The sequence below is a fragment of the Aeromonas sp. Marseille-Q7275 genome, from assembly GCF_965119515.1.
Genome location: NZ_CBCPLW010000014.1, coordinates 97418 through 115940, shown reverse-complemented (window position 1 = coordinate 115940; position 18523 = coordinate 97418). Strand labels below are relative to the sequence as shown.

The following is an 18523-nucleotide window of genomic DNA, read 5'->3' as shown; positions in this document are numbered from 1 at the left end:
AGCGGCGGCCTCGCCAGCAGCGAGGCTCCGAGACCGGCATGCTCTAGACAAGGTTATCAAATGGATATCATAACCGGCCAGGGAGTGGAAGGGGTCGGTAGCCAAGGCGCACTTTCCCGCCATGACCCAGCAACCGGTTCTGCAGCTGGCGCGGCAGACTGGTCGGGGTGAAGGTGGTCTTGGCCTGCGGCTTCATCGACAAGGTGGAGCTGGACCGCCTTGGCTGCATCAAATACAGCCCGGTCGAGGGTGCCAAGGCCAACGAGCTGCCGGATCCTGTGCCGGAAGAGGTCCAGGAAGAGCGTTTCCAGCGCTTCATGGAGCTGCAGCAGCAGGTCTCCGTTCGCAAGCTGGCGCGCAAGGTCGGCAAGGAGATGACAGTGCTGATCGACGAAGTGGACGAAGAGGGCGCCACCGGCCGCTCCTTCGCCGACGCCCCCGAGATCGACGGCCTGGTCTACCTGAACGGTGAAACCGATCTGAAGCCCGGCGATCTCGTCAAGGTCCGCATCGACGAGGCGGACGAGTACGACCTGTGGGCCAGCCTGGTCAACTAATCCGCCAACGGATGTGACACCCGAAGCCAGTCAGTGAATGCCGACTGGCTTTTTTATTGCCAGCAAGCCACCTGCGCGAACCCCCCTCGGCAGCCTGCACCGGCTCCTTCTGCAAGAGAGGGGCCGCCTGCCATCACCCGACTCACCGGGAGATGCCCCCTTAGTGAGCCAGCGCACAGTTCTGCCCCGCCCCCAGGTTCGCTTGTTTCAAGCTCAAAAAAAAGCCACTGAAGGGGCGCAAAAACGAGCACGATCCACTTCACACTATCGTCTTTGAATTGTCATAAAGGGTGACTTGGTACTTTGTGAGAATTAATGCAACTGTATAATTTAAAAGGATTAAAAATAGAGTTTGACGATAATGACGAGAGAGTGCGAGTTTTTACGATATCGACGAAATGAAGAGTTGTTGTTTTCCTGTTAACTCTGCTTTTCTAAGGGCGTTGGATGACACAACTACAAGGGTGCAAAACCTGACCAACATTGAGGGCCGGCATCCAAGCATGGGATCCGGTGCTCCATTCCAAAACCATGGAAGACCAATAAGAAAGGAAAAAATATGCTTGCCAAAGTATCCAAAATCGCTACCTCAGTCATGCTGGGAACCCTGATGCTCGCCGGTACCGCCGGCACTGCCATGGCCGCCGAGAACAAGACGGTGCTGACCCTGGTCGCGCAACAGGAGACCGCATGGGTCAAGAACTTCAACCCCTTCCTGCAGGCCGGTCTGCTGCACACCACTCGTCACTTCATCTACGAGCCGCTGGTGATCTTCAACGATATGCAGGGTGGCAAACCCGTCTATCGTCTGGCCACCAACTATGCCTTCAGCGATGACCTGAAGTCGGTCACCTTTGACCTGCGCGAAGGGGTCAAGTGGTCCGATGGTGAAGCCTTCACCGCCGACGACATCCTCTTCTCTTTCAACCTGGTCAAGGCCAACAAGGCGCTGGACGAGCGCTCCATCTGGACTCAGATCAAGGGTGTCGAGAAGCTGGGTGAGCACAAGGTCAAATTCGACCTGGCCGAGGTCAACACCAACGTGGTGAACGACCTGGTGCTGGTGCCAATCGTCCCCGAGCATCAATGGAAGTCGGTGAAAGACCCGGTTGCCTTCACCAACGACAAGCCGGTCGGCACAGGTCCCTTCACCGAAGTGGACAACTTCTCCGCCCAGCTCTATACCCAGTGCCGCAACCCGCACTACTGGGACAACGCCAACCTCGCCATCGACTGCCTGCGCATGCCGCAGATGGCCACCAACGACCAGGTACTGGCGGCCGTCATGAAGGGTGACGTGGACTGGTTCGGCTCCTTCGTGCCGGACATCGAGCGCCTCTACGTCGGCAACGATCCCAAGAACAACAAGTACTGGTTCCCGGCCTCCGGCACGGTGGCGTTCAACGTCAACTTCCAGAGCAAGAACCCGGGCAATAACGAAGCCTTCAACGACATCAACTTCCGCCGCGCCTTCTCCATGGCGATGGACCGCCAGTCCATGGTGGACATCGCAGGCTACGGCTACCCGACCGTCAACGAATACCCGTCGGGTCTGGGCAAGGCATTCGCCTCCTGGGACAACCCGGACGTCGAGAAGAAATACGGCAAATACAACAAGTTCGATCTGGAAGGTGCCAAGGCACTGCTGAAGGAAGCGGGCTACAAGGACTGTGACGGCGACAAGTTCCTCGACACCCCGAGCTGCAAGAAGATCGAGTTCAAGGTGCTGGTACCGAACGGCTGGACCGACTGGGTCAACACAGTCCAGATCGGGGTCGAAGGCCTGCAGGCCCTGGGCCTGAACGCCAAGACCTCCACCCCGGAAGCCACCGTCTGGACCGAGAACCTGATCACAGGTGACTTCGACGTCGCCCTGCAGGGTTACTTTGCCGGTGCCAACCCGCACAAGTACTTCGAGACCGCCTTCCACTCCCGCAACATGGGTGAGCGCGGCAACCGCTTCGCGGCGCCCCGTTACAAGGATCCCGAGCTCGACAAGCTGATCGATGACTTCACCCAGACCGCCGATGCGGCCAAGCAGAAGGAGATCATGTTTGCCATCCAGGAGCGCGTCGGGGCCAACCAGACCATCATCCCGGTGTTCAACAACCCGACCTGGTACGAATACAGCACCAAGCGCTTCAATGGCTGGTTCAGTGCCGACAACCCGGTCGCCAAGCCGCAGGTACACCCGGACACCCCGGAGCGTCTGCTGCACGTGTTGTCACTCAAGCCAAACAGCTAATCACCTCGGCCCCCTGCGGGGGGCCTCTTTCCCCGCCATGTCTTCCATCCCCCGTCTTTGCCGGGGTTGGGGGAGCTTTGCCCGGCGCGGGGCAGGCTTGCAGTAAAAGGTATCACCATGGGATTTATACTAAGACGCTTCTCCTTCTATCTGGTCGCCTTCCTGGTGGCCGCCACCATCAACTTCCTGCTGCCCAGAGCCATGCCCGGAGATCCCGTCTCCGTCATGTTCGCCCGGGCCGGCGCCATGATGGAACCTGCCGCCCTCGAGGCCCTCAAGGCCACCTTCGGGTTCGTTGACGGTCCCATCACCACCCAGTTTCTCGCCTATGTGAAGAGTGTCTTCACCTGGGATCTCGGCACCTCGGTGCGCTACTACCCCCAACCGGTCGCCGACGTGCTCGGTCGCGCCATCGGCTGGACCCTGTTCCTGGTGGGCACCTCCACCATTCTGAGCTTCTCCATCGGCTCCATCGTCGGCATCTTCGCCGCCTGGTACCGGGGGGGACGCATGGACAGCATCCTCTCCCCGCTCACCCTGGTGATGCAGGCCATTCCCCCCGTGGTGGTCTCCCTGCTCGCCCTGTTCCTGTTCGGGGTCAGCCTCGGCTGGCTGCCCATCGGCTACGCCTACAGCCCGGAGATCACCGCCGATTTCGGCTGGGAACACATCAAGAGCATCATGCTGCACGCCATCATGCCGGTGGGCACCCTGGCCATGGTGCAGGTGGGGGGCTTCCTCATCACCATGCGCAACAACATGATCAACCTGCTCGGCGAGGACTACATCACCATGGCCAAGGCCAAGGGGCTCTCCAGCAACAGGGTCATCTTCAACTACGGCGCCCGCAACGCCGTGCTGCCCAGCGTCACCGCCCTCTCCATGGCGCTCGGCTTCGTCATCGGCGGCTCCCTCATCACAGAGGTGATCTTCAACTACCCCGGCCTGGGACTGACCCTCTATCAGGGCATCCTGGCCCGCGACTACCCGCTCATTCAGGGGCAACTGCTCATCATGACCATCACCATGCTCAGCTTCAACTTCCTGGCGGACGTGCTCTATGTCTTCCTGGATCCCCGTCTGCGTACAGGAGGCAAATAAGATGCGTATGCCGACTATTCTGAAAATCCTGCTGGGCAACAAGAAGGCGGCCTTCGGTCTCGCCATCGTGGTCACCTTCGTGCTGATGGCCCTGTTTGCCCCGCTGCTCGCCAGCAACGAGCCCACCAAGCGGGTCGCCCGCCCCCACCAGCCCCCCAGCGTGGAGCTGGTGATGGGATCCAACCGCATGGGCCACGATCTCTGGGCCCAGTTCACCAGCGGCGCCCGCATCTCCCTGATGGTGGGCTTCGGGGCAGGCCTGCTGGTCTGCGCCCTCGCCATCGGCATCGGCATCACAGCCGGTTACTTCGGCGGCGTGGTGGACGAGTGCCTCACCTTCCTGATGAACGTGGTGCTGGTGATCCCCAACCTCCCTTTATTACTGGTGCTCGCGAGCTTTATCGGGGAGGCGTCACCGACGGTGATTGCGCTCATCATAGGCTTTACCTCCTGGGCCTATGGCGCCCGGGTGATCCGTGCCCAGACCCTGGCCCTGCGCGAAAAAGAGTTCGTCATCGCCGCCGAGGTGCTGGGGGAACCGGCCTGGCGCATCATCCTGGTGGAGATACTGCCCAACCTCATCTCCATCATAGGGGTGAGCTTCATCGGCTCCATCATCTACGCCATCGTCACCGAGGCGACCCTGGAGTTCCTGGGGCTGGGTGATCCCACCGTGGTCAGCTGGGGCATCATGCTCTACAACGCCCAGACCTCCAGCGCCATCCTGGTAGGCGCCTGGTGGGAGATCCTGGCCCCCTGCTTCGCCATCGCCACCCTGGGGGCGGGTCTGGCCATGCTCAACTTCGCCATTGACGAAATCGCCAACCCGCAACTGCGCTCTCACAAGGGCCTGCGCCGCTGGAAACAGCTCGCAGCCCCCGTCACCCCCATTGCCGCCCAGGAGAAGACAGCATGAGCTTGCAACAACCCCTGCTGTCGGTGCGCCAGCTCTGCGTCGACTACATCACAGAGAGCGGCGACGTGCGCGCCGTCAATTCCGTCAGCTTTGACATCGCCCCCGGCGAAGTCTTCGGCCTCGCCGGCGAGTCCGGCTGCGGCAAGTCCACGGTCGCCTTCTCGGTGGCCCGGCTGCACAAGCCGCCCGCCTACATCAGCGGCGGCGAGATCCTGTTCAAGGGGGAGAACATCCTCGGCTTCGACGACGAGCGACTGCGCAGCTACCGCTGGCGCCAGGCGAGCGTGGTGTTCCAGTCCGCCATGAATGCGCTCAACCCCGTGCTGCGCATGGAGGAGCAGTTCTGCGACGTGCTGCTGGCCCACAACCCCGGCATGACCCGCTACGAGGCCATCAAGCGCGCCCAGGAGCTGCTGGAGATAGTCGACATCCACCCGAGCCGGCTCAAGGACTACCCGCACCAGTTCTCCGGCGGCATGCGCCAGCGGCTGGTGATCGCCATCGCCATGGCGCTCAACCCAGAGCTGCTCATCATGGATGAGCCCACCACGGCGCTGGATGTGGTGGTGCAGCGGGAGATACTGCAGAAGGTCTACGCCCTCAAGGCGAAGTTCAACTTCTCCATTCTCTTCATCACCCACGATCTCTCCCTCATGGTCGAGTTCTGCGATCGCATCGGCATCATGTATGCGGGGGAACTGGTGGAGGTGGCGCCGTCCAAGTCAATTCTGACCGCCCCATTGCACCCCTACACCCGGGGGCTCGGCAACTCCTTCCCCCCCCTGCACGGCCCGAAAACCGTGCTGGAGGGGATCCCCGGCACCCCGCTCAACCTGCTGGAGGTGCCGGTCGGCTGCCGCTTCCAGGCCCGCTGCGGCAAGGTGCACGAACGCTGCCGCCAGGAATATACCCAGCTGGCCGAGATCCGGCCCGGGCAGCAGGCCGCCTGCCACCTCTATGACTCGGCCGAGGAATCCCTGAACCACCCCATCTATCTGGACAAGGCCGCTGGCTGTTAAGGATGTCTGTCATGCAAATCGCCCAAACCGACGCGCCCATCATCGAAGTCCAGCATCTCTACAAGGACTTCGCCGTCAACTCCAATGCCATCAAGAGCGGCAAGATGCGGGCCCTCTCCGACATCACCTTCAACCTGCACCGGGGCCGCGCCCTGGCGGTGGTGGGGGAGTCGGGCTCCGGCAAGAGCACCATCGCCAAGATCATCGCCAAGATGTACAAGCTCTCCAACGGCCGCATCCTCTACCGGGGCCGGGATCTGGAGGAGTTCAACAAGGGCACCGCCCTGCTGGACTATCGCCAGAGCGTGCAGATGGTGTGGCAGGATCCGTTCGGTTCATTGAATCCGACCCACACCATCTACCACCACATCGCCCGCCCCCTGCTGCTGCACAGCAAGGTGAGCGACAAGCGGGAGCTGCCTGACATGGTCTATGCCCTGCTGGAGAAAGTGGGGCTGACGCCGGCCAAAGCAACGGCGGCCAAGTATCCCCACCAGCTCTCCGGCGGCCAGCGCCAGCGGGTCAACATCGCCCGCAACCTGGCGGTGGAGGCGGAAGTGGTGCTGGCGGACGAGCCCACCTCCATGCTCGACGTCTCCATTCGCATCGGCATCCTCAACCTGATGGAGCAGATGAAGAACGAGCTCGGCGTCTCCATGCTCTACATCACCCACGACATCGCCACCGCCCGCTACGTGGCAGAAGACTTGGCGGTGATGTACGTGGGGCACATGGTGGAGTGGGGGGAGGTGGACGAGATACTGCACCATCCCCAGCACCCCTATACCCAGCTGCTCATCTCGGCGGTGCCCGACCCCGAGAAGAGCATCCACGCCGAGCTGGAGGGGGGCCGCAAGGGAGAGATACCGCTCTGGACCCCGGAATCCCGGGGCTGCCCCTTCGCCGGTCGCTGCCATCAGGCCATGGCGCGCTGCAAGGAGAGCCTGCCCCCCGTGACCCGGCTTGCCGACAACCACTTCGTGCGCTGCTACCTGCACGAATAAGCCAGCCCCCACACCGGGGGCGGCCTTACCGGCCCGCGACACCTTCACCCGGGCCTCTTCGCGAGGCCCCTTCATTGCCCAGACCAGGGAGTAAAGCTGGATGGAACTCTTGATCAATCAGGTGGGTTACGAGTGTGACGGACACAAGATTGCCCTGCTGCAGACCGCCGCCGACGTGGAGATAAGCGGCCTGGTGCGACTGCGCCGCCTCCATGATGACCGCCTCCTGCTGGAGGTTCCTCTCCAGGCCGCAGGCCAGGTGCCCGGCTGGCAGGGGCGCGCTTACTGGCGCGCCGACTTCTCTGCATTCAAGGAGTCCGGCCACTACCGGCTGGAGGCGATAACAGCCCAAGGCATAGTCCGCTCCACCCGCTTCGCCATCGGTCAGGATCTGCTGACCGGCCGCTGCCTCTCCGATGTCATTCACTACTTCAAGGGGCAGCGCGCCAGCGGCACCTTCGATAGGGCCGACCGCAACGCCCGCCTGTTTGGCGCCGACCGGCACAAGGATGTGCACGGGGGCTGGTTCGATGCCAGCGGCGACATGAGCAAGTACCTGAGCCATCTCTCCTACGCCAACTACCTCAACCCCCAGCAGACCCCATTGGTGGTGTGGAGCCTGCTCAAGAGCCGGGCGCTCCTGGCGACGCGCCGGGACATCGACGGGCTGAACCTCTGCAAGCGGCTCAGTGACGAGGGGCTGCACGGGGCGGATTTTCTCTGCCGGATGCAAGATGAGAGCGGCTTCTTCTACATGACACTGTTCGACAAGTGGAGCAAGGATCCCGAGCAGCGCGAGCTGTGCGCCTACGCCACCCAGCAGGGGCTCAAATCCGCCAACTGGCAGGCGGGCTTTCGCCAGGGGGGCGGCATGGCCATCGCTGCCCTGGCCCGGGCCGCCCGCGAGCAGACCGGCGGCGACTTTGATACCAGCCACTATGCCGGGGCGGCCAGGCGCGGCTACCTGCACCTGCGCGAACACAACCTCGCCTACCTGGACGACGGTTGCGAGAACATCATAGACGACTACTGCGCCCTGCTGGCGGCGGTGGAGCTGACCCAGACCCTTGGCCGCGACTGGCTCGGGGAGGCAAGGGAGAGGGCCGGCAGGCTCTGCGCCCGCCAGCGCCCCCACCCCGAGCTCGGCCACTACTGGAGTGCCAACGACGACGGCTCGCGCCCCTACTACCACGCCGCCGAGGCGGGTCTGCCGGTGTTGGCCCTGCTGGAATACCTGGGGGTCGAGCCGGATCAGGAGCGCCGCGCCCGGGTGAGTGCCGTGGTGCAGCAGGCGCTGGCCGCCGAGCTGGCCCTCGCCGCCCGGGCGGGCAACCCCTTCGCCCTGGCCCGCCAATATGTGAAGGGGGTCGACGAAGCCCCCCGCATCAGCTTCTTTATGCCCCACCACAACGAGTCCGGTTACTGGTGGCAGGGGGAGAACGCCCGGCTGGCCTCCCTCGCCGCCATGGCCTTCGCCGCGGCCCGCCACTTCCCCCAGCAGAGCGCACTCCTGATGACGTTCGGCCAGCGCCAGCTCGACTGGATCCTCGGACAGAACCCCTTCAACGCCTGCATGCTGGCGGGGCACGGCATCAACAACCCGAGCTACACCGCCGGTTATCCCAATGCACCCGGGGGGATCTGCAACGGCATCACCGCCGGGTTCGATGACGAAAACGAGGTGGCTTTCATCCCGGAGGCGTACAAGGAGAGGCTGGATCAGAACTGGCGCTGGGGGGAGCAGTGGATCCCCCACGGCGCCTGGTTTGCCCTGGCCATCAGCTGGCAGAGTGCGCCGGAGGCCCGTCATGATTGAGACGTACAAGGACAGGCTCGATCATAACTGGCACTGGGGAGAGCAGTGGATCCCCCACGGCGCCTGGTTTGCCCTGGCCATCAGCTGGCAGAGTGCGCCGGAGGCCCGTCATGATTGAGTATTGGGTCGGGGTCGATGGCGGGGGGACTCACACCCGCGCCCGCATTCGGGACAAGGGGGGCAGAGTGCTGGGAGAGGGGCGCGCCGCGGGCTCCAATCTGGAGCTCGGCATCCCCCTCGCCCACGCCAACGTGCTGGCGGCCATCGCCAGCGCCCGCCTTGCCGCCGGGCTTGGCATCGAGTGCGAACAGCGGATGGGAGTGGGGCTGGCGCTCGCCTCCGCCGAGCTGGCCGACTGCTACCACGCCCTGCTTAAGATGCCCTTCCCCTTCGCGAGCGTCAGGCTCACCTCCGACGCCTTCGGCGCCTGCCTCGGCGCCTTTGGGGGCCGCGAGGGAGCCATTCTCATCGCCGGCACAGGATCCGCCGGGCTCATCTACCGCCACGGTCAGCTGCATAGCTGCTCAGGGCGCGGCTTCCCCATCTCGGATCTCGGCAGCGGCGCCTGGCTCGGGCTGCGCGCCATCCAGCAATCCCTGCTCTGCCACGACGGCATCCTGCCTCCCAGCCTGCTCGCCGTGCGCCTGCTCGATCACTTCAAGCGGGATCAGGCCGAGGTGGTGCGCTGGGCCGCCCGCGCCATTCCCGCCGACTATGGCCGCTTCGCCCCCTGGGTGTTCGACACAGCCAGCGACGGAGACGAGCTCGCCAACCAGCTGCTGGATGAAACCTGCGCCCAGTTGCAGACCCTGCTGGAGGGCATGAGGCTGCTGGGAGCCGACCGCATCGCCCTGCTGGGCGGCGTCGGCATGCGCCTGGCCCCTCGCCTGGGGCACCTCAACCTGGTTCACCCGCAAGCCGATGCGCTGGAAGGCGCCATCCTGTTTGCCCAATCGGAGGCCTACCCATGTCTGCATCCCTGAACCTGCCCCCATCCACCCCACCCCAAAGTGCGGGCCTGACCCCGGTCTGCCCGCTGCGGGGGATGCCCATGTCAGCCCTGCGGCTCCCGGCCGGGGTTGACCAATACCACAAGGACGCTGTCTGGCTGTTCGTCCCCTTCACTCCATCAGAGGAATTTTCATGTCTGCACCCCTGATCCATACCCAGATCGACCGTCGCGACGGTGAAGACGTCTGGTTCCGCTTCACCCTGAGCCAGCTCCCGGCCAGCCCCTGGAAGCTGCACTTCTGCCTGACCCGCCACATAGATCCCCAGTCGGTGGAGGGGGGCTCCCTGGCGCGCCAGAGCGGCAGCTACAAGGTGCTGGTGCCCCATGAGGGGGTCTGCGAGCTGCGTTTTTGCTGCCGCAACACCCCCATCAAACGCTACTCCGATCTGCCCCAGGGCTTCTTCCTCAGCCTGACGGACCAAGGCGCTCAGGCCCAGCTGCAACCCGTGGTGCAGGCGGGCCAGGATCTCGGCCTGCCGCCGAGCCCGGCGGCGGCCCCCGATCTGCCCGAGGTGGAGCCCGCCAACGGCATAGTGCCCCAGCCGGCTCAGCTGCGGCTGCCTGAGGGCAACTTCCGCCTGGCCGAGCGGGCCCATGTCAGCGGCCCTGTCTCCCTCGCCCCCCTGCTGGCCCATTTCAACGAGCTGACGGGGCTGGCCCTGACTCAGGATCACGACGCCGAGATCCACCTGGTCGAGGCCCAGCTCCCCCAAGAGGCATACCAGCTCGTCATCACCCCCGAGGAGATCCGCATCCGGGCCGCCGGCGAGGCGGGCTGGCGCCACGGTCTGGTGACCCTGGCCCAGTGGGCCCTGCAACACGGGGAGAGCCTGCCCTGCCTCGAGGTGGAGGATGCGCCGCGCTTCGGTTTTCGCGGCATCTTCCTCGACTGCGCCCGCCACTTCCACTCCATCGCCACCCTCAAGCGCCTGCTCAAGCAGATGAGCCTCTACAAGTTCAACCGCTTCCACTGGCACCTGACCGATGACGAGGGGTGGCGCCTCGAGATCAAGGCCTTCCCCCAGCTGACCGAGGTGGCGGCCTGGCGGGGACATGGCCTGGCGGTCGGTCCCCAGCTCAGCGGCGGCCCCGAGCCCTATGGCGGTTACTACACCCAGAGCGAGGTGCGCGAACTGGTGGCCTATGCCACCGGACTCGGCATCACCATCATCCCGGAGATAGACATCCCGGGTCACTGCCACGCGGCCATCAAGGCGCTGCCCGAGCTGCTGCGGGAAGAGGCGGACCACTCCCGCTACCTCTCGGTGCAATATTTTGACGACAACGTGCTCAACCCTGCCCTGCCCGGCACCTATCGCTTCCTGGAGGCGGTGATCGACGAGGTGTGCGCGCTCTTCCCCGGCACTCAGGTGCACATGGGGGGGGACGAGGTACCGACCGGGGTCTGGACCGACAGCCCCGCCTGTCAGCAGTTGATGGCCGAGCAGGGCTACTCCGATTGCCGGGAGCTGCAGGGCCATCTGCTGCGCCACTGCCAGCAATACCTGGCGGCCAGGGGCAAGCAGATGCTGGGGTGGGAGGAGATACTGCACGGGGACAAGGTGAGCCGGGACGCCACCATCTTCGCCTGGACCAGCTTCCAGGCGGGGCTGGATGCCGCCTCCGCGGGCTACCCCGTGGTGATGGCCCCGGCCCAGTCTCTCTATCTGGATCTCGCCTGGAGCCCGGACATCCATGAACCCGGGCTCTACTGGGCGGGAACCCTCAATCTGGAGCAGGTCTACCGATGTGATCCTGCCCCTGCCGATTTCCATGCCAACGATAACATCCTGGGGGTGCTGAGCCCCTTGTGGTCGGAACTGATCACCTCTCGCGATCGTCTCGACTACATGTTGTTCCCGCGCATGCTCGCCACGGCCGAGGTGGCCTGGAGCGACCCCGCCCGCAAGGCCTGGGATCACTTCGCCGCCCGTCTGCCCGGCCAGCTGCAGATCCTCGATCAGTTACAGGTGCGTTACCGGGTGCCACAGAGGTAGTGTTGTCTTTCTCTTTTTGGCGACCTTTTGGTCGCCATTTTTTTACCACCAAACAACAGAAATCCAACCTGGCCCCTACTTTTACTCCGCCTTTGTTGGCAAAATAAGGCCCCCGATGAGGCCGGGCAAGACGCACTGCGCCCGGGCCAGCATCCGGCTCAACCACAATAACAACCAGCAACGCATCGGAGCTTATCCCTATGGCCCGCAAACACGTCCAGATCCAGGACAGTGAAGTTGAGTTCCCCGCCGACGTGCAACTCGTCTCCACCACGGATCTGCGCGGCGTCATCACCTACGCCAACCCCGCCTTCTGCCGCATCGCTGGCTACCATGTCGATGAACTGGTCGGACACAACCACAACCTGGTGCGTCACCCCGACATGCCCAAGGCCGCCTTCGCCGACCTCTGGGATCGCCTCAAGGAGGGCAACCCCTGGCGCGGCATGGTCAAGAACCGCTGCAAGGATGGCCGCTATTACTGGGTCGACGCCTATGTGACCCCCATCTACGAGAACGGCAAGATAAGCGGCTACCAGTCGGTGCGCTGCAAGCCGGAACCCCAGCTCAAGCGGGTCGCCGCCCAGGCCTATCAGGCCCTGCTCAAGGCCGAACAGGGCGGCGCCAGCAAGCTGCCCTCCCTGCACAGTGCCAGACCCCTGCTGCTCGGCCTGCTGATGCTGCTGCTCTTTGGCTGGGCGGCCTTCTCCCAGGGGGCCCTGACGATGCTGCTGATGCTGCTGCCCCTGCTGGCCGTCGCCGGCACTTACTGGCGCGAACTCATCTCGCTGCCACGCTACCTCAAGCGGCTCGGCCAGCAATATGACAGTCTGACCCGGCTGGTCTACTCGGGGGACGCCCCCGGCGCCATCGCCGATTTCCATCTCAAGATGCTGCAGGCCCGCATTCGTACCGTGCTGGGTCGGGTCAACGACGCCACCCATCCCCTGCAGACCCTGGCGACCGACCTGCAGGACTCTTCCCATCAAGCCTTCCTCGACATCAACGAGCAGGATGCCCAGACCCAGCAGATGGCCGCCGCCATGACCCAGATGGCCAGCACGGCCCACGAGATAGCGCGCAACATCCAGGACACCAACAGCCAGGTGACAGAGGCACGCAGCAGTTGCCAGCACACTGTGCAGCAGCTGGATCAGACCGAGCAGCAGATGGAGCTGCTGGCCAGGCAGGCGGAGCATGCCTTCCACTCCGCCGTCGAGCTGGCGAACGAATCCGAGCGGATCGGCAGCGTCATGGGCGAGATCCAGGGCATCGCCGAGCAGACCAACCTGCTGGCCCTCAACGCCGCCATCGAGGCCGCCCGGGCCGGTGAGCAGGGACGCGGCTTTGCGGTGGTGGCGGACGAGGTGCGCACCCTCTCCACCCGCACCCACAAGGCGACCGAGCAGATCCAGGGCAGCATCCGCCAGATCCAGCAGACCCTGGGCCGCTGGCAGGGGATGATGCAGGACAACCTGGCCCAGACCCGCGAGTGCGCCCTGATGACGCGCCAGGGCTCCGGCAACCTGCATCTGGTGCTGGGGGAGATAGATCAGGTGACCGAGTTCTCCACCCAGATAGCCGCCGCGGCCGAACAGCAGCAGGCGGTGGTGGAGGAGATCAGCCGCAACATCCACCAGATCTCCCAGTACTCCCGCGCCAACAGCCAGAAGATCCAGGCGGTGGACAACTCCAGCCAGGAGCTGCTCAAACGCGCCAGCGAGCTCAGGGGGCTGAGCCAGACCTTCGGCTGAGCCGGATCCCCTGTTGCCCCCCAGACCACGGAAGCGCCACAATGATGGCGCTTTTGTTTCACGCCGAGTAACGCACCATGATGATGACCCCTCCCCCTTCCCCCTTGAACAAGGTGGCGCGCATCGAGGCTATCCTGGCCCTGATCCCGGTCGGCCGCGTGGTGAGCTACGGCCAGGTCGCCGATCTCGCGGGCCTGCCCGGGCGGGCACGGCTGGTGGGAAAAGTGTTGCGGGAGACGGACAAGACGCTGCCCTGGCATCGCGTGCTGGGCGCAGGCGGTACCATCTCCTTGCCCAAGGGCTCGGCGGGTTTTGATGAACAGGTAGGAAGATTGCAGGAAGAGGGGGTGCCGGTGATCAAGGGGCGGGTCAGGATGCGGGAGTGGCAGTGGCAGCCCGACCTCGCCGAGCTGCTCTTTCTGATCCCGTTCTAGCGCCTGTCAGGGCGCCGCTAGTCGCTGGCAAGGGGGCCCAGGATGTCGTCGCAACGTACCTGCACCGGTATGGTCTCGTCTTCCCGCTGCAGCAATACCAGCAGACTCTGCCTGTCCACTTCCAGCACATAGGCCGTTCCTTCCCGCGTCAGGCAGGTCATGCCTGGCCGGATTTCATGTATCTCCATGACAACCTCCCTGTCTTGTGCTGCCATCCATGCAGCCCTCTCAGTATACCGCCATCTCCCAATAAAAAGGCCCCTGTACGGGGCCTCTTTCATCATGATGTGAGCAATGGCGCGTCAGGATTTCTTCGCCTTGGCCAGGCTCTCCTGCCACTTCCCGTTGTCGTAATGGGCGGTCCAGCCCGTTGCCTTGCCGTTGACCTCCGTCATCACGTACTGCTCCTTGCTCTTGCGGCTAAAGCGTACCACGGATGCGTTCCCGTCAGGATCTGACGCCGGGGCGTCCGCCAGGTACTGATGCTTGGGCGACAACCGATCGCGGAAGCGCTTGAGCTCCTCCACCAGAGGCGCACGAGTCTCACGGGATTTCGGGAAGTTGCTGGCGGCGAGGAACAGACCGGCCGCCCCGTCACGGAGCACGAAGTGGGCGTCGGACTGGGTGCACTTGAGCTCGGGCAGCGGCACCGGATCTTCCTTCGGCGGCGCTATGTCACCGTTTTTCAGGATCTTGCGGGTGTTCTTGCAGGTCTCGTTGGTGCAACCCATGTACTTGCCGAAGCGGCCGTTCTTGAGCTGCATCTCGGAGCCGCAGCGATCGCACTCGATGCTTGGCCCTTCATAGCCCTTGAGCTTGAACTGGCCCTGCTCGATCTCGTAACCGTCGCAGTCCGGGTTGCGACCACAGACGTGCAGCTTGCGGCTGTCGTCGATGATGTAGGCATCCATGGCGGTGCCGCAGACGCCGCAGCGGTGCTTGGCGCGCAGCGCCTCGGTCTCGGCCTCGTCCCCGTCGGTGGCGGAGACGAACTCGTCCGCACTGACCAGGTTGATGGTCTTCTTGCAGCGCTCCTTGGGCGGCAGGGCATAGCCGGAGCAGCCGAGGAAGACCCCGGTGGTGGCGGTGCGAATGCCCATCTTGCGGCCGCAGTCCGGGCAGTCGATGTCGGTCAGCACCATCTGGTTGGCGCGCATGCCCCCCTCTTCCGCCGGCTTGTCGGCCTGCTCCAGCTCCTGGGTAAACTCGGCGTAGAAGGCGTCCAGCACCTTCTTCCACTCCAGGCTGCCTTCGGCGATGCCATCGAGCTTGTCTTCCATCTTGGCGGTGAACTCGTAGTTCATCAGCTCGACGAAGTTCTCCACCAGACGATCGGTGACGATCTCCCCCATCTTCTCGGCGAAGAAGCGGCGGCTCTCGACCCGCACATAGCCGCGATCGACGATGGTGGAGATGATGGAGGCGTAGGTGGACGGACGGCCGATGCCGCGCTTCTCCAGCTCGCGCACCAGGGCCGCTTCGGTGAAGCGGGCGGGCGGCTTGGTGAAGTGCTGACGGGGATCCAGCTTGACCAGTTTGAGGATCTCGCCGACGGTCACCGCCGGCAGCTGGTTGTCTTCTCCCTTGCGACCCATGGGCGGCAAGGCCTTGGTCCAACCGGCGAAGCGCAGGGTGCGACCGCGGGCCTTGAGCTCGAACTCGCCCGCCTTGACGGTCAGGGTGGAGGAGTCGTACTGGGCCGGGGTCATCTGGCACGCCACAAACTGGCGCCAGATGAGGTCATAGAGCCGCATGGCATCCGGCTCCATCCCTTCCAGCATCTCGGCAGTCACCTGCACGTTGGAGGGACGGATCGCCTCGTGGGCCTCCTGGGCGCCAGCCTTGGAACCATAGAGAGTCGGCTCGGCCGGCAGGTAGGCGGCGCCATACTGCTCGCCGATATATTCGCGCACCGCCTCGACCGCCTCTTTGCTGAGGTTGGTGGAGTCGGTACGCATATAGGTGATGTAACCCGCTTCATAGAGACGCTGGGCCATCATCATGGTCTTCTTGACCCCGAAGCTCAGCCGGGTGGAGGCCGCCTGCTGCAGGGTGGAGGTGATGAAGGGGGCGGACGGCTTGGAGCCGGTCGGCTTGTCTTCCCGGTTCACCACCTTGTAGTCGACCCCTTCGAGGGCGGCCACGGCGGCGAAGGTCTCGGCCTGGGTCACCGGCTTGAAGTCGACGCCGTTGCGGCTGACCACTTCCATCCGCAGCTCGCTCTTCTCGGCGGTGAGCAGGTCGGCGTTGAGATCCCAGAACTCCACCGGCACGAAGGCCTTGATCTCGCGCTCTTTGTCGACGATGAGGCGCACCGCGACGGATTGTACCCGGCCGGCGGAGAGACCGCGGGCCAGCTTCTTCCAGAGCAGCGGGGAGACCATGTAGCCCACCACCCGGTCGAGGAAACGACGGGCCTGCTGGGCGTTGACGCGGTGGATGTTCAGCTCGGACGGCTGGGCGAACGCCTCCTGGATCGCGGTCTTGGTGATCTCGTTGAACACCACCCGCTTGTAGCGGCTGTCGTCGCCGCCGATGATCTCCCGCAGGTGCCAGGCGATCGCTTCCCCTTCTCTATCCAAGTCGGTTGCGAGATAGATGGTGTCGGCCTTGGCGGCCAGACTTTGCAACTCGCTGACCACTTTTTCCTTGCCGGGCAAAATCTGGTAGTTGGCCTGCCAGCCTGCGGTCGGGTTGATCCCCATCCTGGAGAACAGGGCGTTGCGATCCTTGGCCGCCTTCTCGGATTCGCTGAGCTTGATGCCGCGAATGACAGGTTTTTTGGGCTCTGTGCTGGCGCTGCCGCTGGTCGGCAGATCGCGCACGTGACCGACGCTGGATTTCACCACGTAGTCCTTGCCCAAATATTTGTTGATGGTCTTGGCCTTGGCCGGAGACTCCACTATGACCAGTGATTTGCCCATGCTGTAACTATTATCCTCATTGCACCCGACGGGGTTGGCGTGCGGTTTTGTGGGGCTGTATAAGAGATTTGACGGGAAAAAGCAATCTTGTGAACAAATTTGCCATGCAGCCCGAACCGCCTTGCTTCTTTATTTATTAATGCGAAGGGGAGGCGCGGGAAGCAACCGCTTTTTTGTTTTTATGCTATATCCCCCCCTTTTTTAGATTGGAAATGACATATCCAGCCACCCCCGTCACATAAAAAACCATCTTGGTTATCAGCTTGTTACAAAGGATGAAATCTCTTTATAATGGCCGCACGCCGCAGCTTTGTGCGCGGAAGGAACCGCTCCCCATATAAAAATCGAAAGGATGTAGTCATGAAGCACTTCGAGGTCAACTTCGACGGCCTGGTCGGCCCCACCCACAACTATGCCGGCTTGTCCTATGGCAACGTCGCCTCCCAAAGCAACGCCAAAGAGGCGTCCAATCCGAAGGAGGCCGCCAAGCAGGGGCTGCGCAAGATGAAGGCGCTGACCGAGCTCGGCATGACGCAAGGGGTGCTGGCGCCGCAGGAGCGGCCGGATCTCGCCACCCTGCGCCGCCTCGGCTTCACCGGCAACGATGCTAGCGTCCTGGCCCAGGCCGCGAAACAGGCCCCCGCCGTGCTGGCCGCCTGTTACTCCGCCTCCAGCATGTGGACCGCCAACGCCGCCACCGTCTCGCCGAGTGCCGACACCCAGGATGGCCGCATCCATTTCACCCCCGCCAACCTGACCAACAAGTTCCACCGCTCCCTGGAGCCCGAAGTGACCGGTCGCATCCTGCGCGCCGTGTTCAACAACGACCGTCACTTCAGCCACCACCAGCACCTGCCGGAGAACGACCACTTCGGTGACGAGGGGGCAGCCAACCACACCCGGCTGTGCCGCGCCTATGGCGAGGCCGGGGTCGAGCTGTTCGTCTATGGCCGCAGCGCCTTCGACGTCTCCCAGCCGGCTCCCAAGCGCTACCCGGCCCGCCAGACCCTGGAGGCGAGCCAGGCCATCGCCCGCCTGCACGGCCTGGGGGAAGAGAGCGCCGTCTTTATCCAGCAGAACCCGGACGTGATCGATCAGGGGGTGTTCCACAACGACGTGATCGCGGTGGGCAACCAGAACGTGCTCTTCTTCCACCAGCAGGCGTTCCTCAACACAGCCTCGGCCCTGGCCGAGGTGCGCACCAAGTTCGGCGAGGGGGAGCTGCACTTCATCGAGGTGCCGACTGCCGAGGTGTCGGTGCAGGATGCGGTGAAATCCTACCTGTTCAACACCCAGATCCTGACCCTGCCCTCCGGCGAGATGGCGATCATCGCCCCCACCGAGTGCCGTGACAACCCGGCGGTATCCGCTTATCTGGCCAAGCTGGTGACCCTGGGCACCCCCATCAAGGGGGTACATTTCATGGACGTCAAGCAGAGCATGAAGAACGGCGGCGGCCCCGCCTGCCTGCGCCTGCGGGTCGCCATGAACGACGCCGAGCTAGAGGCGGTCAACCCGGCCTGCCTCATCGACGACAAACAGTTCGCCCGGCTGGATCAGTGGGTAGAGAGACACTACCGCGACAGCCTGTCGCTGGACGATCTGCGCGATCCGGCCCTGGTGCTGGAGACCCGCACCGCCCTGGACGAGCTGACCCAGATCCTCAAACTCGGCTCCGTCTACCCCTTCCAGCGCTGAGCACAGGCTCGCAGCGAAGCCGCGACATCAGCATAAACAGAGAGCC

Annotated in this window: 14 protein-coding genes and 1 pseudogene; 13 read left to right on the top strand and 2 right to left on the bottom strand. The window is 63.8% G+C overall.

What is annotated here, in order from left to right; translation table 11 throughout:
• Positions 1–191 precede the first annotated feature (191 nt).
• The 12 genes and pseudogenes from ACWPWQ_RS14400 to ACWPWQ_RS14345 all read left to right on the top strand — a co-directional run.
• Positions 192–557: pseudogene (locus ACWPWQ_RS14400) on the top strand (TRAM domain-containing protein); the annotation flags it as partial.
• A gap of 559 nt (positions 558–1116) precedes the next feature.
• Complete coding sequence (locus tag ACWPWQ_RS14395) at positions 1117–2802, top strand: ABC transporter substrate-binding protein (protein ID WP_307765583.1); 1686 nt, start codon at positions 1117–1119, stop codon at positions 2800–2802.
• Between the two features lie 117 nt (positions 2803–2919).
• Positions 2920–3903, top strand: a complete 984-nt coding sequence (locus tag ACWPWQ_RS14390; RefSeq protein ID WP_005331240.1) for an ABC transporter permease — start codon at positions 2920–2922, stop codon at positions 3901–3903.
• 1 nt (position 3904) lies between these two features.
• Positions 3905–4819, top strand: a complete 915-nt coding sequence (locus ACWPWQ_RS14385) for an ABC transporter permease (RefSeq protein WP_111910280.1) — start codon at positions 3905–3907, stop codon at positions 4817–4819.
• The gene (locus ACWPWQ_RS14380) at positions 4816–5838 is read left to right on the top strand and encodes an ABC transporter ATP-binding protein (RefSeq protein ID WP_454010095.1); all 1023 of its coding nucleotides are present in this window, start codon (positions 4816–4818) and stop codon (positions 5836–5838) included. Before ACWPWQ_RS14385 ends, ACWPWQ_RS14380 begins: the two co-directional genes overlap by 4 nt.
• 11 nt (positions 5839–5849) lie before the next feature.
• Complete coding sequence (locus ACWPWQ_RS14375) at positions 5850–6842, top strand: ABC transporter ATP-binding protein (protein WP_139435555.1); 993 nt, start codon at positions 5850–5852, stop codon at positions 6840–6842.
• Between the two features lie 100 nt (positions 6843–6942).
• Complete coding sequence (locus ACWPWQ_RS14370; RefSeq protein WP_454010094.1) at positions 6943–8658, top strand: glycoside hydrolase family 9 protein; 1716 nt, start codon at positions 6943–6945, stop codon at positions 8656–8658.
• The gene (locus ACWPWQ_RS14365; protein WP_454010101.1) at positions 8651–8776 is read left to right on the top strand and encodes a hypothetical protein; all 126 of its coding nucleotides are present in this window, start codon (positions 8651–8653) and stop codon (positions 8774–8776) included. The genes ACWPWQ_RS14370 and ACWPWQ_RS14365 overlap by 8 nt, the downstream gene beginning before the upstream one ends.
• Positions 8769–9641 carry a BadF/BadG/BcrA/BcrD ATPase family protein gene (locus ACWPWQ_RS14360; protein WP_454010093.1) on the top strand — a complete coding sequence of 291 codons (873 nt, stop codon included), beginning with the start codon at positions 8769–8771 and terminating at the stop codon, positions 9639–9641. Before ACWPWQ_RS14365 ends, ACWPWQ_RS14360 begins: the two co-directional genes overlap by 8 nt.
• Before the next feature lie 160 nt (positions 9642–9801).
• The gene (locus ACWPWQ_RS14355; protein WP_404838013.1) at positions 9802–11667 is read left to right on the top strand and encodes a beta-N-acetylhexosaminidase; all 1866 of its coding nucleotides are present in this window, start codon (positions 9802–9804) and stop codon (positions 11665–11667) included.
• Between the two features lie 200 nt (positions 11668–11867).
• Positions 11868–13421 carry a methyl-accepting chemotaxis protein gene (locus tag ACWPWQ_RS14350; RefSeq protein WP_454010092.1) on the top strand — a complete coding sequence of 518 codons (1554 nt, stop codon included), beginning with the start codon at positions 11868–11870 and terminating at the stop codon, positions 13419–13421.
• Positions 13422–13498: 77 nt separating this feature from the next.
• A complete protein-coding gene (locus ACWPWQ_RS14345) occupies positions 13499–13855 on the top strand; it encodes an MGMT family protein (RefSeq protein ID WP_342057755.1) in 357 nt (118 codons plus the stop codon).
• Between the two features lie 17 nt (positions 13856–13872).
• Here the strand turns inward: ACWPWQ_RS14345 and ACWPWQ_RS14340 are convergent, their stop codons facing one another.
• Together ACWPWQ_RS14340 and topA are read right to left on the bottom strand one after the other, a co-directional pair.
• Positions 13873–14043: a hypothetical protein gene (locus tag ACWPWQ_RS14340; RefSeq protein WP_162852227.1), complete on the bottom strand. Its 171-nt coding sequence runs from the start codon at positions 14041–14043 to the stop codon at positions 13873–13875.
• 114 nt (positions 14044–14157) lie between these two features.
• On the bottom strand, positions 14158–16779 hold the full coding sequence (gene topA / locus ACWPWQ_RS14335) for a type I DNA topoisomerase (protein WP_429038795.1): 2622 nt from the start codon (positions 16777–16779) through the stop codon (positions 14158–14160).
• A gap of 360 nt (positions 16780–17139) precedes the next feature.
• Here topA and astB point away from each other — a divergent pair, with 360 nt between their 5' ends.
• Complete coding sequence (astB, locus tag ACWPWQ_RS14330; RefSeq protein WP_454010091.1) at positions 17140–18477, top strand: N-succinylarginine dihydrolase; 1338 nt, start codon at positions 17140–17142, stop codon at positions 18475–18477.
• Positions 18478–18523: the final 46 nt, after the last annotated feature.